The organism is Chryseobacterium sp. CT-SW4, assembly GCF_048572715.1.
Taxonomy (GTDB): Bacteria; Bacteroidota; Bacteroidia; order Flavobacteriales; family Weeksellaceae; genus Chryseobacterium.
Genome location: NZ_CP183840.1, coordinates 3,508,849 through 3,522,803, shown reverse-complemented (window position 1 = coordinate 3,522,803; position 13,955 = coordinate 3,508,849). Strand labels below are relative to the sequence as shown.

Below are 13,955 nucleotides of genomic sequence, written 5' to 3'. Positions count from 1 at the left end.
TATCTATTAATTGTAAGCTAATTGAATTACATTTGTTATTCAAAATGTAAATTATGGAATTAATAAAAAGACTTAACTGGAGATTTGCCACCAAAGCCATGAACGGCCAGAAAGTACCTCAGGAAAAAATCGATAGAATATTAGAAGCTGCCCGATTGGCTCCTACTTCCAGCGGACTCCAGCCCTTTGAAATTTTGGTAATAACGAATCAGGAGGTTAAAGAAAAAATCAAATCTGCAGCCTGGAATCAACAGCAGGTTACGGCCTGTTCCCACCTATTGGTTTTTGCAGCCTGGGATAACTATACGGAGGAAAGGATTAATAAAATGTTCGATCTTACGAATGATATCAGAGGTTTTAAAAATGAAGGCTGGGAAAATTACAGAAAACAGTTATTGGACCTATATCCAAAAAGATCTGCTGAAGAAAATTTCACCCATACGGCAAAACAGGCGTATATTTCCTTTGGTGCGGCCATTATTGCTGCAGCTTTTGAAGAAGTGGACTCCACGCCGATGGAAGGGTTTTCTCCGGAAGCGGTTGATGAAATCCTTAACTTAAAGGAAAAAGGATTGAAAAGTGTTCTCCTTTTACCATTAGGATATAGAGATGCGGATAATGACTGGTTGGTTAATCTCACTAAAGTCAGAAAATCAAAAGAGGATTTTATTACGGAAATAAAATAAAAGCAAAAAGACCTTTCTTAAAAAGGTCTTTTTTATTAGTTCAAATTCTCTTTAAGACGATCTTTTAATACTAGCATACAGAATATCCTCCGTCTACCACCAAATTTGAACCTGTCGTCCACCTGGCTGCATCGGAAAGTAAAAAGATGCAGGCATTCGCAATATCTTCAGGGTTACCTATTCCCAGAGGATGCTTTTTTATGATCTCTCGGGAGGCTTCTTCTCCTATATCGTCAAACATTTTTTTTAAGATAGGAGTGTTTACCATTGCAGGGCTGACACTATTAACGCGAATATTGCTTCTTGCAAATTCCACGGCAATAGATCTTACTCCGGATATGACAGCTCCCTTACTTGCTGAATAAGCGGTTTTTCCTGGTTCTCCTCCCATCCCGGCGACTGAAGAGATAAAAACAAAACTGGAGGTTTCACTTTTATACTTTTTTAAAGATAAAATTTTGGCTAATTCGAATCCGGAAATAACATTGACTGCAAAAATGTCATTATATAACTTTGAGTCATGCTTTTTTAAGGGTAATGTTTTTTCAATACCTGCACAATGGATAAAACCAGCAACTTTACCTAAAACTGCAACTTTTTCAGCAATCAGATCTTCCAATTCTTCATAATGGGTAATATCCGCAATAATGGTTTCGGCTTTTGAACCCGGCTCCAGTAATGATACTGTTTTATTTAATTCTTTTTCATTTCTGGCAATAAGAATTAAATGGGCACCACTCTTACTACACTCTACAGAGCAGCTTCTTCCTATGCCGGAAGAAGCGCCTGTAATGAGAATGGTTTTGTTTTGTAATGTAAATGGATTCATCTAATCTTCAAAATTTTCTTCTCCTATTACATTCATCAAATCTGATACAGTTTCAATATTTTTAAATTGTTTTGCATCAATTTTTTTGCTAAAGTTTTCATCTACAAAAGCAATGATCGTAAGCAGGCTTATGGAATCATAGCTTTCCAGGTTTTTTAACTGGGTTTCGACCGTAAGTGTTTCATCTTCTTCCAGTTCTTCTTGTAGCTTTTTTAGAAATAATAATTTGTTCATGTGTTATCTATTAATATTAAAATTCAATTATGGTGGCTCCCCACGAATATCCTACTCCAAACCCGGCTAAAAAAATCTTATCTCCCGGTTTTATCATTTTTTTATCCATCATGTTTTTAAGTGCAATCGGAATAGTTGCAGAAACTGTATTTCCCGTCTCTTCCATGTTGATATAAAATTTTTCCTTAGGTATTTTTGTTTTCTTTCTTAAATAGTTCAGCATATATGAGTTTGCCTGATGAAAAACAAAATAGTCAATCTGATCCATTTCCAGGTTATTCTTTTGTAAAGTATTTGTTACTAATTTGGGAATATTTTCGATCGTAAAATTGAAAATTTCAGGACCGTTCATATAAAGGTTTTCAGGACCAAATTCATTTTCCGGATTTAATGCAAAGTTCTTTTTAAAAGCTCCTTTTTTAACAATAAGATTTTCTGCGCCATTCCCGTCTGTTCCGAGACAAAACTGATAATCCGGGGATGTTTCAGCCTTTTCAATAATTGTAGCGCTAGCGGCATCTCCAAAAATACTTCGGTTTGCTTTATCTTTTGGATGAATGTATTTAGTATAGGCTTCGGATGTAACTAATAGAATGTTGTTTGCTATTCCTGCGGAGATCAATCCTTTTGCCAAAGCTAACCCATATACAAAACCTGAACATCCCAGATTGAAATCTGTTGCTCCAATATCTTTTCGCAGACCCAGCTTATCTTGTAGGATGCATGCCGTGGTAGGCAGAAAATAATCCGGACTTTGGGTACAAAAGAGGATAAAGTCTATTTTATTTCTGTCATAATTATCCAGAAGTTCTTCCGAAGCTTTTAGAGCCATATCCAATGCGGTTTCATTTTCCGAAGTGATATGGCGTTGTACAATTCCAATTTTTTCTTTAATTTTTTCAGAGCTCCACTCAGGAAATATTTTTTCCAAACAGTTGTTAGTTAGAATATTTTTAGGTAAATAGTAATTAATATTGTATATTTTTATCATTATTTCATTTTTTGTAGTTTTGCAAAAATATAAACAGTTATTTAAAAATGAGAATTTTCTTTTTTAGAATTTCATTAAAAATTCACACCACTTTGGATAGGCTTTGGAATAAAGCCAACTTAAAAATAGCCATGCATAAAGGAATGAAAGTTGGAAAAAACTTCAATATGCCCGATAAAGTGTATTTTGGAACGGAACCCGAGCTTATAGATATTGGTGATAATGTACGTATTGCAGCTGGAGTAAGGTTTGTAAACCATGGAGGTACTGCTAATATTTTAAACAAGATTCCGGGATATGAAGAGGCCAGAATTGTTGGAAGGATAAAAATAGGTAACAACTGTATGATAGGTCTCAATTCTGTTATTATGCAGGATGTGCAAATGGGTAACAACTGTATTTTGGGAGCTAATTCTGTATTATCCCAATCTATGCCGGATAACACTGTCTTTGTGGGAAACCCGGCCCAATTTCTTTGTACCATAGAAGATTATGGTGATATTGTATTGAAGAACACACCCTGTTTTCCAAAAGAGCTGGAAAAGAATAAGCGGCAGCTTAATAAATACTTAAGTGAAAATTTACCCCATAAATATAAAAAAGCAAGAAAAATTTAAATGTTTTCCATTGTAATAAAAAAGAAACCCCTTTGACTAAAGGGGTTTCTTTTTTATATTTAATTATTTTTTATAACGGTTTCCAGTCTACAACAGCCCGTATAAAGGCTTCTGCATTTTCCAGAGGAATATTCGGCAGGATGCCATGACCAAGATTAGCTATATACCTGTCTTTTCCGAAGCGGTTGATCATTTCGTGAACCATTTTTCTGATGGTTTCAGGAGTCGAATGCAACCTTGCAGGATCAAAGTTTCCCTGAAGTGTCATTGTATGATTAGTTAACGTTCTGGCAAACTCAGGCGTAATAGTCCAATCCACTCCTAAAGCAGATGCTTTGGATAAGGTCATTTCTTCCAGTGCAAACCAACATCCTTTTCCAAATACCACTACATGGGTGAGCGGACTCAATGCTTCTACAATCTGGTTGATATATTGCCAGGAAAATTCCTGGTAATCCTGAGGTGAAAGCATTCCTCCCCATGAATCGAATACCTGAACGGCAGAAACTCCTTTTTCCACTTTTCTTTTTAAATAGGCAATGGTAGTATCTGTGATTTTCTGAAGTAATAAATGCGCGGCTTCCGGTTGTTGGAAACAAAAAGATTTGGCAATATCGAAAGCCTTGCTTCCTTTTCCTTCTACACAATAACAGAGAATTGTCCATGGAGAACCGGCAAAGCCGATCAAAGGAATCTCATTATCCAGTTTCTGAAGGGTAAGTTCAATTGCATCAAAAACATATCCTAATGTATCATCTACATTCGGAACCTCAATATTTTGTACCTGCTCAGCAGTTCTGATAGGATTATCCAGCCACGGACCCACTGACTCCTTCATTTTGAAATCTATTCCCATCGCCTGAGGAACCACTAAAATATCTGAAAATAATATAGCGGCATCCAGAGGAAATCTTCGGATAGGCTGTACGGTAATTTCAGCAGCCAGCTCAGGAGTCTGACAACGCGTAAAGAAATCATACTTGTCACGAAGAGCAATAAATTCCGGCAAGTATCTACCCGCTTGTCTCATCATCCAAACAGGAGGTCTTTCTACTGTTTCTCCACGAAGTGCTTTTAAATAGAGGTCGTTTTTAATCATAATTATTAAACTGATATTGCTTTTTTAGCTTTTATAATGGTTTCTTATAAGACTTAATATGGACACTAAATTATTATCATCAGAAGTGAAAATGATCCTCTGGGTATAATTTTTTATTTCTTTAGAAGTTGTTTTTCCAATAGAAAACAGGGTCATTCCTTCTAAAGAATTGTGTTTGGCAAAACTACGAACTCCGCTTGGGCTAAAAAAGACAATAGCCTTATATTTTTCATGAATTACAGGATTCAGTTCCTCAGTATGGTAAACTACAATTTTTTTATAACGGATATTCTGAAGTGGAAGATCCTGGTGAAGGACATCCAGAGCAAGATTGCCGCAAAAATGAAGAAACTTTTCATGCTGGCAGTTCCCAATAATAAACTGAGAAAGAGCTTCAGCATTTTTAAGAACCTTGAAAGTGCCGAAGCCATATTTTCTTAATTCCCTTTTTGTTTTTTCTCCCACACAATATATCTTATTAAAACAACGGGATGTAAAATCCTCATTAGGCTTAAACTGGTTTTGAAAAAAAGCATTCACTCCGTTTACACTGGTAAAGATCAGTGAATAGTTTTTAAGTTCAAAAGGGGTCGTTCTTATAGGTACGGTCTTAATTACCTCCATACAATCATATTTTATATCCTCACCTAGATAGGAGGATACAACAACCGGGTCTACATTTTTGGTAAACAAGATCTTCATATTTGTGTGTGTTATAAGGGCGGAGGAACTTCTAAAGCTGACTTTTGATTTCGGACATCAATTCTTTCCCTCCGTTTTCAAGAATGACTTTAGCCCATTTTTCTCCAAAATTTTCGGTGTCATTATATTCAAAGCTTTCATCCGTAGCAATGTAATTTTTTCCATCTAAGGAACATAGTGCTCCCTTAAATCTGATCTCATTATCAAAGATCTCGGCAAAAGCTCCGATAGGTGCTGTACAGCCGCCTTCAAGAGTACTTAGGAAGTTTCTTTCTATTTCTACACAGACTTGGGTAGGCCTGTGATTGATTTGTTTCAGGATTTCGTTGATCTCCTTTTTGTCAGAATGTCCGGCAACCGTGATAACACCTTGGGAAGGGGCTGATATCATAAAAGGAATCATCTCATAATCGATATCCATTTTCATTCTTTTGATTCCCGCTAAGGATAGAAGGGTAGCGTCAAAATCCTGCTCTTCTAATTTTTGAAGACGGGTCTGTATGTTCCCTCTAATATCCGAAAAGGTGGCTTCCGGATAGCTCTTCAGCCAGAAAGCTCTTCTTCTGAGACTGCTGGTGGCTACTTTAAGCTCATGAAATTCCTTATTTTGGGAAGAGGATTTCCTGATCAGTACATCTTGGGGATAATCTCTTTCCAGATAAGCTACAAGCTCAATGTTTTCCGGCAACTGGGTAGGGACATCTTTAAGGGAATGTACGGCAATATCGATCTCATCATTGAGAAGAGCAGTATCAAGATCGCGGGTAAATACTCCTGTGATCCCTAAAGAATAAAGAGGCTGGTTCAGGTTTTTATCTCCCGAAGAAACAATAGGCACAATCTCTGTAATGTGATTGAGGTTCTGTAAATGTCTTGCAACTTCTCTTGCCTGCCAAAGAGCAAGTGCGGAATTTCTTGTTCCGATTCTAATGCTTTTCATTGAATTCGTTGTTAGGTTGTTCAACTAAAATTTCGTGCATTAATTTACTGATTTCTTCGGCTTTTAATGGATTATCTATTATATATTTTGCAAAACGGTTGGTGATTTTCTGAATCATCTTATCAGAAAGCGCCATGTCTTCTATATTGATGTATTTATTTTTTTTATAAAACTGATGCATTTCATTGCGTTCCATGTTCTTTAAAACAGCTTTGAAATGATGAATGTTGGGTGCCAGCTTTCTCTTTTTTTCCCACTCAAGAAACTCTTTGGTCATTTCCCGGATAATTCCGTTGGCTTTAGGAATTTCTTTTGCTCTTTGCTGAATGGTTTCCTGGATGTGTTTGGAAAGTTCATCCACATCGATCAGCGTTACATTTTCATTGGTGGTGACATCCTTTTCCACATTATTGGGAATAGAGAGGTCGATAACCAGGGTTTCTTTTCCGTTAGGAAAATGAGAGCGGTTGATAATAGGATGTTTGGCTCCGGTAGCGACAATAAGAATGTCTGTATTTTTTAATTCCTGGTCCACATCCTTATAATCTACATGAGGAATATTGTACTTTTTGGAAATTTTCTCCGCTTTCTCCTGGGTTCTGTTGGCTATTTTTATTTTAGGCTGATAAACATGTTTTACCAGATTCTCAACCGTATTCTGACCAATTTCTCCTACACCGAGAAGAAGTATGTTTTTGTCAGCAATTCTTTTCTGACTATTTAAAATATAATGTACGGCAGCATAAGATACAGAGGCTGCACCGTTGGATATTCCTGTTTCGTTTTTGATTCTTTTTGAAATCTGAATAGCGGAATTGATAGCGCGTTCCAGATAAGGATTGGAATTTTTTCTTTCCTTTTTGAAACGGGCATAGGCGTTTTTGATCTGTCCTATAATTTCGAAATCTCCGATGATCTGGCTTTCCAGCCCGGCTGCTACTCGGAATAAATGGGTAAGAGCTTCTTCCTTATTAAGGATATTGGCATATTGAAGGAAATCAGAAATATTTACTCCTATGGTTTTGCAGTATTCCTCTGCCACCAGAAGGCAGTTGGGAGTAGTGGTGTAGATTTCGGTCCGGTTACATGTAGAAACGACAAAAGCATCTCCCAAATTTTCATCATGTATTCTGGAAACAAAGTTTTTGATGTTCTCATCAAAAAACGCAAATTTTCCTCGCGTTTCCACATCAGCTTTTTCATAACTGATAGAAAGCACGGAAAAATTAGAGGTTCGATGTGTATTAGACTCGTGTACCATAAACAGCTGCAAATTTACGTTTTTTTTAATTAATCAACCGCTGATAATGTGTATGATAATTATCGTAAAAAACTATAAATTAAGAAAGAACAATTGTTTTTGTTTTCTGGTGAATAATTCCCTCCGAAAAATATTCTTTCGATCTGCTGTTTTTTTAAAATTTTAATAAAACTTTAACCAAATTATGTGCAGATTCGATTTTATTCATTGTACTAAATTTATATCTTTGTAAACTTAAATCAGAAGAGAAATATGAGTTTATTCGATATGTTTACGCAAGAAATTGCGATAGACCTGGGAACCGCTAATACCCTTATCATCCATAATAATAAAATTGTGATAGATCAGCCTTCAATCGTTGCGATTGAACGGTCTACGGGTAAGCCTATAGCTGTAGGGGAACAGGCAAAGCATATGCAGGGGAAAACTCATGAGGATATCAAAACCATCCGTCCGTTAAAAGATGGGGTTATTGCCGATTTCCATGCTTCTGAACACATGATCAAGGAATTTATCAAAAAAATTCCTGGTATTAAAGGTAAATTTATCCAGCCTGCTCTAAGAATTGTAATCTGTATCCCCTCAGGAATTACAGAAGTGGAAAAAAGAGCGGTAAGGGATTCTGCCCAAAAAGTAAATGCCAAAGAAGTAAGATTGATTTATGAACCGATGGCTGCGGCAATAGGAGTAGGTATAGATGTACAAAAGCCGGAAGGTAACATGATTATCGATATAGGTGGAGGTACTACGGAAATTGCAGTGGTTGCTTTAGGAGGGATCGTTTGTGATAAATCCGTGAAAATTGCAGGGGATGTATTTACCAATGATATAGCCTATTACTTAAGAACTCATCATAACTTATACATTGGAGAGAGAACGGCTGAGAGAGTGAAAATTGAAGTGGGATCAGCAGTGGAAGATCTTGATGTAGATATTGAAGATATCCCGGTACAAGGTAGAGACCTTATCACAGGAAAGCCGAAAGAAATTATGGTAGGCTACAAAGAAATTGCCCGTGCATTAGATAAATCCATTATCAGAATTGAAGATGCCGTAATGGAAACTCTTTCATTGACACCTCCGGAATTGGCTGCGGATATCTATAAAACAGGTATTTATCTTGCTGGTGGTGGAGCTTTGCTAAGAGGCTTGGCAGACAGGCTGCATAAAAAAACCGGACTTCCTGTTTTTGTAGCAGAAGACCCACTAAGAGCCGTGGTTCGTGGGACTGGTATAGCACTTAAGAATATGGATAAGTTCAATTTCTTAATAAAATAATTCTAACTTTTTTACGATTTTTATCTGAATGGGATTTTTGCTGAGATTATTTTCGAAGAACGCGTTATTTGTCTTCTTTATTTTCTTGCAAATTATTGCTCTGGTTCTTATTTTCTCCAAAAACTCAATGCAGAAATCCTGGATTGCCGGCCAGACGGCCGCATTTAATTCCTGGGTTTCCGGATATATCGACGAAGGGGTTTCCTACCTTAAATTAAAACAGATCAATGAAGATCTGGTAGCTCAGAATAAAGCCCTCATGGTGGAGCTATATGGTAAAGATGCCGCCAAGAATCCTGTTTTCAGAAAAGTACATGATACTTTGGGCGGAGGACAGATTTATACCTTTGTAGACGGAGAGATCGTTTTCAACAGTATCAACAGAAGAAATAATTACTTTACCATTAACCGTGGTAAAAGAGATGGAGTATACCCTCAGATGGGAGTAATTGCGCCAAAGGGTATTGCAGGAATTGTAGTGAACTCTACCGATAACTATGCCTTGGTTCAGTCTATTTTGAGCGTCAATAAGATCAGGATTAATGCATCCTTGAAAAATTCAGGATATTTCGGAACACTGACATGGAATGGAGATAATTCCCGTATCATGCATTTAGCGGATATTCCTAAATATGTATCATTAAAAGTAGGAGATACGGTTATTACAGACGGTAAATCGGCTATTTTCCCGAAAGGGGTAATGATCGGAAGGATTGCAGGGTATTCCGTAGATAATAAAACAGGATTTTGGGATATCTCTGTAGAACTTAGTGAAAAAATGGGTCCTTTGAATAAAGTATACGTAGTGAAGAACCTTAAGAAAGCTGAGGTACAGAAAATACAGGATACATTACAATCGGTAATAAAAAAGGAAAATGATTAGTAGAACTTTATTTACAGATATTTTAATCATAATTTTTCTGGTTGCATTACAGATTTTTGTTTTGAACAGGATCACTATATTCGGAAAATATACCCCGGTTTTATATCCGGTTTTTGTGATGTTCTATCCTTTCTTCCGAAATAAATTCCAGTTTCTGGCATTGAGTTTCCTGATAGGGTTATCGATCGACGCCTTTTTATACTCGTGGGGGATTAATGCATTTGCTACGACACTGATTGCTTATTTCCGGACTATTATTTTCAAGACCTCTACGGATACTTCTACGGACTTTTTCTCATTTCAGTCTTTGCAGTGGTCACAATTTTTACTTTTTCTTTTTTCAAGCATATTTTTACACCAGCTTTTGGTGCAGTATATAGAATTTTTCAAATTCAGCAGGTTTTTTGAAATCTTACTGAATGTTTTTGTAACCAGTATAATTTCCTTTATATTTATAGTGATTTATGCACTGATATTTAAAATCAAACAAAAAGTTTGATGAATACACGATATTTAAAAGTTTTTTCCGTTCTTGTGGTCATTGCCCTGATATTCGTGGCAAGACTTTCTTATTTGCAGCTGTTTACGGATAGATATGCCCTTAATGCAGCCAATACTTCCATTAAAATAGAATATGTTATTCCTCAAAGAGGAGTTATTTTTGACCGGAATGGTAAAATAATGGTGGGTAACCAGCCAGCTTATGAAATTTCTTTCACCCAGGCTTTGATGAAGCCTGATTTTGATACCCTGGGATTCTGCAGCCTTATGAAAATCAGCAAAACGGATTTTATCAAAAGGATCAATACCATTAAAAAAGAAAAATACTATTCCAAGCTTACGGCCATGACTTTCATGAAAGATTTAAGCAGGGAAGAAATAGCAAGGGTTCAGGAGATCATCTTTAAATATCCGGCTTTCAGCATTGTACAGAGACCACAAAGACAATATGAAGTGTCAACATCCGGAAATCTTCTGGGATATACGAATGAAGTAAACGAAAGGGACATAAAAAAAGATTCAACCTATTACTTACCGGGAGACTTTATCGGGAAAACAGGAGTGGAAAAATCTTATGAAAAAGACCTTCGGGGGGTAAAAGGAATGAAATATATCCAGAAGGATATACGGCTCAGAAATATAGGCTCCTACAAAGATGGGGCTTTAGATAAAGATGTTATTACTGGTAAAGATGTTACTTTAACGATTGACTATGATCTTCAGGGAATAGCCGAAGAAATGCTGGTGAATAAACATGGTGCTATTGTGGCTATTGATCCTAATAACGGTGAGATCCTGACATTAGCTACCGGACCCGATATTGATCCAAATTTATTTACCGGACCCAATAAGTCCAAAAATTTATACGCCCTCTCCAAAGATACCATTTACGAGAATAAACCCACCTTTGACCGATCAGTTCAGGCTGCTTATCCTCCGGGATCTACCTTTAAACTGTTAACGGCTCTGGCAGGAATGCAGATGGGCGTTATGGATGAAAAAACGGTTTTCCCATGCGGAGGAGGATTTAATTACCGGGGCTTAAGAATTAAAGGTCACGGTGGAGCAGATCCGCTTATTCCTTCTATTCAGGTTTCCAGTAACTGTTATTTTTCTTACGCATACCTCGCTATCGTCAATAAATATCCGGATAATCCTTCCAAAGGAGTGGATGAATGGAAAAAGATCATGAGCAGTTTCGGAGTTGGGGATTTCCTTAATAATGATATTGCAGTAGGCTCACGGGGAAGAATTCCTTCCGGTGAATTTTATGAAAGAAGACAGAAACAAATCAACAGAGGTAAGGAACAGAAAAAATGGGACCCTCTTTCAACGGGAGCGGTCTTTAACGGAATGGGGCAAGGGGACGTACTGGTGACTCCTCTGCAATTAGCCAATTTTGTGGCGGCCATTGCTAATAAAGGATGGTTCTATACTCCACATATCGTAAAAGCAGTGGATGGTAAACCCAATCCTGATCCAAGATTTAAAGTAAAACATAAAACCTTAGTAGATCCCAAACACTTTGAGCCTGTATTAAAGGGTATGGAGGCGGTTGTACTGAGAGGAACGGCCAGAAGTTTGAAGTCCAATGATTTTACCCAGTTGGCCAAAACCGGTACGGCACAGGTTCCACAGGGTAAGGATAACTCTATTTTTGTGTTGATTGCTCCTGCTGACAAACCGAGAATTGTGGTGGCTGCCGTTATGGAGCATGCCGGATTCGGAGCAACATGGGCAGGTCCTGCCTGTACGGTAATCGCTGAAAAATACATTACCGGAGATATTAAAAGAGAACACCTTTATAAGAAAATGGTTACCGCCAGTTTCATGCCTGAATATAAAAGACAGTGGATTGCCGATCTGAAACGGAAAGGCTTATATAAAGATCCTAAGCAGGATTCCCTTAAGCTTAAAAAAATGAAAGACAGCCTTGAATTTATAAAGAAGCAAAAGGAAAAGCTGAAGATCCAGATAGAGTCCGAAACCTCAACCCCAAAACCCAATAGATAATGAAGTGGACGGAAGGAATAGATAAATTAGGTCTTGGGCTGTATTTCCTGCTTTGCATTTTTGCGATTGCAAATATTTACAGTGTTGAGCCTTCCAGTGGAACCAGACAGGCAGTTTGGTTTGGAGTTTCCGTATTTGTAGGGATCATTATCTTTTTTACCAGGAATAAGTTCTTCGAAAATATGGCTGCTATAATTTATATTTTCGGAGTATTGCTGCTTATAGGGCTATTTCCTTTCGGAACCGAAGTCCTCGGGCAAAAGAACTGGTATAAATTCGGTCCGGTAAGTTTACAGCCGGTAGAGTTTGCCAAGTTGGGTACGGCCTTAATGTTGGCCAACTATGTTTCCAGTCCGGATTTTAATTTAAACAACAGGAAGTCTTTATTAACGGCTTTAGCCATTATAGGAATACCGGGAGTGGTAGTGCTGATGATCCCCGATGTAGGTTCCTTATTGGTATTTATTGCATTTTTTATTGCTTTATACCGGGAAGGATTGAGCGGAATGCTTTTTGGGATAGGATTTATCTTTGCAGCTGTTTTCTTAGTTTCTTTAGCGGTTAACCCGATATATGTTGTTATTGCCATTGCCTTAATAGCAGTGCTCTATATCTTATTTAATTTGTACAGGATGCACTGGGATATCATATCCATTTCCAGTATCGCAGGTTCCATTATATTATTATGCGGACTGGCTTTTGCCTCTCCTCATATCTTAGAAAAATTACCGAAGCACCAGAGAGAAAGAATAGAAGTTCTTTTTAAAGGAGAAAAAGCATTCAGGGATACTTCAGGATATAACCTGCTTTATTCCAAAACGGCTATCGGCTCGGGAGGCCTTTTAGGGAAAGGATACAGAGAAGGGTCTGTAACGCAGGGGAAATTCGTTCCTGAGCAAAGTACGGATTATATTTTCTGTACCGTAGGAGAAGAATGGGGCTTTGTCGGGAGTGCCGCTCTCGTTTTATGCTATATGCTTTATATCGGCAGGATTTATTATCTGGCAGAGAAGCAGAAATCTACATTTAACCGGGCTTTCGGATATTGTTTTGCTTCTATCCTGTTGATGCACTTTTCCATCAATTTAGGTATGGTTATGGGCTTATTTCCGACGGTGGGTATTCCTTTGCCTTACTTCAGCTATGGAGGAAGTTCTTTGCTGGCTTTTTCCACGATGACGTTCATATTCTTTAAGCTGAACTACTCGGATAAAAACAGCCTGGTTTAAAAGCTTATTTCAGTCTTACCAGGATCCAATATTTTAAAATCAAATCATATGGAAGAAGTTTATCATCAGGATCAAACTTTTGAAAAAATAGATTTTCTGCATTTTCCGATCAATAAGGGAGAATACGAAAACTGCCGCTTTACAGACTGTAATTTTGAGAATGGGGATTTAACCGGATTTAGATTTACAGACTGCGAGTTTATTGGCTGTAATATAAGTATGGCTAAGCTTGTACAGACAGCCTTCCGTGAGGTTCGCTTTAAAGAATGCAAAATGCTGGGGCTCTCGTTCAGTGACTGTCACGATTTCGGGGTTTCCTTTTCCTTTTATGATTGTACCCTAAACAATTCGGTGTTTTATAAAACTTCTCTTAAAAAGACTGTTTTTAAAGATTCAAGGTTGAAGGATGTGGACTTTGGTGAATGTGATCTATCTGCTGCCGTTTTCTCCCATTGTGATTTGTCGGGAGCCATATTTGAAAATACCAATCTTGAAAAAGCGGATTTCAGGACTTCTTTTCATTATTCCATAGATCCGGGTCTTAATAAGATTAAAAAGGCTAAATTCTCTCTTTCTGAAGTCTCCGGGCTTTTAGATAAGCTGGACATAATCATCGATAAAAACAGCTGATATACGGACAAAAATAAAAGCCATCAAATTTTGATGGCTTCTCTTATTTAAATCAATTATTT

General features: G+C 37.4%; 15 protein-coding genes. 8 read left to right on the top strand and 7 right to left on the bottom strand.

Translation table 11 applies throughout. The annotated features are described in order from the left end of the window. The first annotated feature begins 53 nt into the window (after window positions 1–53). Window positions 54–686 carry a nitroreductase family protein gene (locus tag ABJ974_RS15860; RefSeq protein ID WP_419869190.1) on the top strand — a complete coding sequence of 211 codons (633 nt, stop codon included), beginning with the start codon at window positions 54–56 and terminating at the stop codon, window positions 684–686. 70 nt (window positions 687–756) lie between these two features. On the opposite strand, the gene ABJ974_RS15855 is transcribed toward ABJ974_RS15860, so the two are convergent. Genes ABJ974_RS15855 through ABJ974_RS15845 form a run of 3 tightly spaced genes read right to left on the bottom strand, consistent with a single transcriptional unit; the run spans window position 757 to window position 2,740 of the window. Beyond that, window positions 757–1,515, bottom strand: coding sequence for an SDR family NAD(P)-dependent oxidoreductase (locus ABJ974_RS15855; RefSeq protein WP_419869189.1), 759 nt, complete (start codon window positions 1,513–1,515; stop codon window positions 757–759). Further along, window positions 1,516–1,749, bottom strand: coding sequence for a phosphopantetheine-binding protein (locus ABJ974_RS15850; protein WP_419869188.1), 234 nt, complete (start codon window positions 1,747–1,749; stop codon window positions 1,516–1,518). 16 nt (window positions 1,750–1,765) lie between these two features. Next, on the bottom strand, window positions 1,766–2,740 hold the full coding sequence (locus tag ABJ974_RS15845; protein ID WP_419869187.1) for a 3-oxoacyl-ACP synthase III family protein: 975 nt from the start codon (window positions 2,738–2,740) through the stop codon (window positions 1,766–1,768). A gap of 47 nt (window positions 2,741–2,787) precedes the next feature. On the opposite strand from ABJ974_RS15845, the gene ABJ974_RS15840 reads away from it, so the two are divergent. After that, a complete protein-coding gene (locus ABJ974_RS15840) occupies window positions 2,788–3,357 on the top strand; it encodes an acyltransferase (protein ID WP_419869186.1) in 570 nt (189 codons plus the stop codon). 70 nt (window positions 3,358–3,427) lie between these two features. On the opposite strand, the gene hemE is transcribed toward ABJ974_RS15840, so the two are convergent. The 4 genes from hemE to hemA all read right to left on the bottom strand — a co-directional run bounded on the left by hemE (window position 3,428) and on the right by hemA (window position 7,359). Continuing rightward, a complete protein-coding gene (gene hemE, locus ABJ974_RS15835) occupies window positions 3,428–4,456 on the bottom strand; it encodes a uroporphyrinogen decarboxylase (RefSeq protein WP_419869185.1) in 1,029 nt (342 codons plus the stop codon). A gap of 24 nt (window positions 4,457–4,480) precedes the next feature. Further along, window positions 4,481–5,080: a uroporphyrinogen-III synthase gene (locus tag ABJ974_RS15830; protein ID WP_419869184.1), complete on the bottom strand. Its 600-nt coding sequence runs from the start codon at window positions 5,078–5,080 to the stop codon at window positions 4,481–4,483. A 109-nt stretch (window positions 5,081–5,189) separates the two neighbouring features. Continuing rightward, complete coding sequence (hemC, locus tag ABJ974_RS15825) at window positions 5,190–6,098, bottom strand: hydroxymethylbilane synthase (RefSeq protein WP_419869183.1); 909 nt, start codon at window positions 6,096–6,098, stop codon at window positions 5,190–5,192. Then, window positions 6,085–7,359: a glutamyl-tRNA reductase gene (gene hemA, locus ABJ974_RS15820; protein WP_419869182.1), complete on the bottom strand. Its 1,275-nt coding sequence runs from the start codon at window positions 7,357–7,359 to the stop codon at window positions 6,085–6,087. Before hemA ends, hemC begins: the two co-directional genes overlap by 14 nt. A 252-nt stretch (window positions 7,360–7,611) precedes the next feature. Here hemA and ABJ974_RS15815 point away from each other — a divergent pair, with 252 nt between their 5' ends. Genes ABJ974_RS15815 through ABJ974_RS15790 form a run of 6 tightly spaced genes read left to right on the top strand, consistent with a single transcriptional unit; the run spans window position 7,612 to window position 13,893 of the window. Further along, on the top strand, window positions 7,612–8,637 hold the full coding sequence (locus ABJ974_RS15815; RefSeq protein ID WP_292009143.1) for a rod shape-determining protein: 1,026 nt from the start codon (window positions 7,612–7,614) through the stop codon (window positions 8,635–8,637). A 28-nt stretch (window positions 8,638–8,665) separates the two neighbouring features. Beyond that, window positions 8,666–9,520, top strand: a complete 855-nt coding sequence (mreC, locus tag ABJ974_RS15810; protein WP_419869181.1) for a rod shape-determining protein MreC — start codon at window positions 8,666–8,668, stop codon at window positions 9,518–9,520. Next, window positions 9,513–10,019: a rod shape-determining protein MreD gene (locus ABJ974_RS15805; protein ID WP_419869180.1), complete on the top strand. Its 507-nt coding sequence runs from the start codon at window positions 9,513–9,515 to the stop codon at window positions 10,017–10,019. The genes mreC and ABJ974_RS15805 overlap by 8 nt, the downstream gene beginning before the upstream one ends. Next, window positions 10,019–12,034: a peptidoglycan D,D-transpeptidase FtsI family protein gene (locus ABJ974_RS15800; protein WP_419869179.1), complete on the top strand. Its 2,016-nt coding sequence runs from the start codon at window positions 10,019–10,021 to the stop codon at window positions 12,032–12,034. Before ABJ974_RS15805 ends, ABJ974_RS15800 begins: the two co-directional genes overlap by 1 nt. Next, complete coding sequence (gene rodA / locus ABJ974_RS15795) at window positions 12,034–13,263, top strand: rod shape-determining protein RodA (protein ID WP_419869178.1); 1,230 nt, start codon at window positions 12,034–12,036, stop codon at window positions 13,261–13,263. The genes ABJ974_RS15800 and rodA overlap by 1 nt, the downstream gene beginning before the upstream one ends. A 48-nt stretch (window positions 13,264–13,311) precedes the next feature. Next, complete coding sequence (locus ABJ974_RS15790; protein ID WP_419869177.1) at window positions 13,312–13,893, top strand: pentapeptide repeat-containing protein; 582 nt, start codon at window positions 13,312–13,314, stop codon at window positions 13,891–13,893. The last annotated feature ends 62 nt before the right edge of the window (window positions 13,894–13,955 follow it).

What these genes read in the sequence shown, in the direction of transcription:
- ABJ974_RS15855 (WP_419869189.1), bottom strand. Translation starts at nt 1,515, where the DNA reads ATGAATCCATTTACATTACAAAACAAAACCATTCTCATTACAGGCGCT.
- hemE (WP_419869185.1), bottom strand. Translation starts at nt 4,456, where the DNA reads ATGATTAAAAACGACCTCTATTTAAAAGCACTTCGTGGAGAAACAGTA.
- ABJ974_RS15845 (WP_419869187.1), bottom strand. Translation starts at nt 2,740, where the DNA reads ATGATAAAAATATACAATATTAATTACTATTTACCTAAAAATATTCTA.
- ABJ974_RS15815 (WP_292009143.1), top strand. Translation starts at nt 7,612, where the DNA reads ATGAGTTTATTCGATATGTTTACGCAAGAAATTGCGATAGACCTGGGA.
- ABJ974_RS15790 (WP_419869177.1), top strand. Translation starts at nt 13,312, where the DNA reads ATGGAAGAAGTTTATCATCAGGATCAAACTTTTGAAAAAATAGATTTT.
- ABJ974_RS15830 (WP_419869184.1), bottom strand. Translation starts at nt 5,080, where the DNA reads ATGGAGGTAATTAAGACCGTACCTATAAGAACGACCCCTTTTGAACTT.
- hemC (WP_419869183.1), bottom strand. Translation starts at nt 6,098, where the DNA reads ATGAAAAGCATTAGAATCGGAACAAGAAATTCCGCACTTGCTCTTTGG.
- mreC (WP_419869181.1), top strand. Translation starts at nt 8,666, where the DNA reads ATGGGATTTTTGCTGAGATTATTTTCGAAGAACGCGTTATTTGTCTTC.
- ABJ974_RS15800 (WP_419869179.1), top strand. Translation starts at nt 10,019, where the DNA reads ATGAATACACGATATTTAAAAGTTTTTTCCGTTCTTGTGGTCATTGCC.
- ABJ974_RS15840 (WP_419869186.1), top strand. Translation starts at nt 2,788, where the DNA reads ATGAGAATTTTCTTTTTTAGAATTTCATTAAAAATTCACACCACTTTG.
- ABJ974_RS15860 (WP_419869190.1), top strand. Translation starts at nt 54, where the DNA reads ATGGAATTAATAAAAAGACTTAACTGGAGATTTGCCACCAAAGCCATG.
- hemA (WP_419869182.1), bottom strand. Translation starts at nt 7,359, where the DNA reads ATGGTACACGAGTCTAATACACATCGAACCTCTAATTTTTCCGTGCTT.
- rodA (WP_419869178.1), top strand. Translation starts at nt 12,034, where the DNA reads ATGAAGTGGACGGAAGGAATAGATAAATTAGGTCTTGGGCTGTATTTC.
- ABJ974_RS15805 (WP_419869180.1), top strand. Translation starts at nt 9,513, where the DNA reads ATGATTAGTAGAACTTTATTTACAGATATTTTAATCATAATTTTTCTG.
- ABJ974_RS15850 (WP_419869188.1), bottom strand. Translation starts at nt 1,749, where the DNA reads ATGAACAAATTATTATTTCTAAAAAAGCTACAAGAAGAACTGGAAGAA.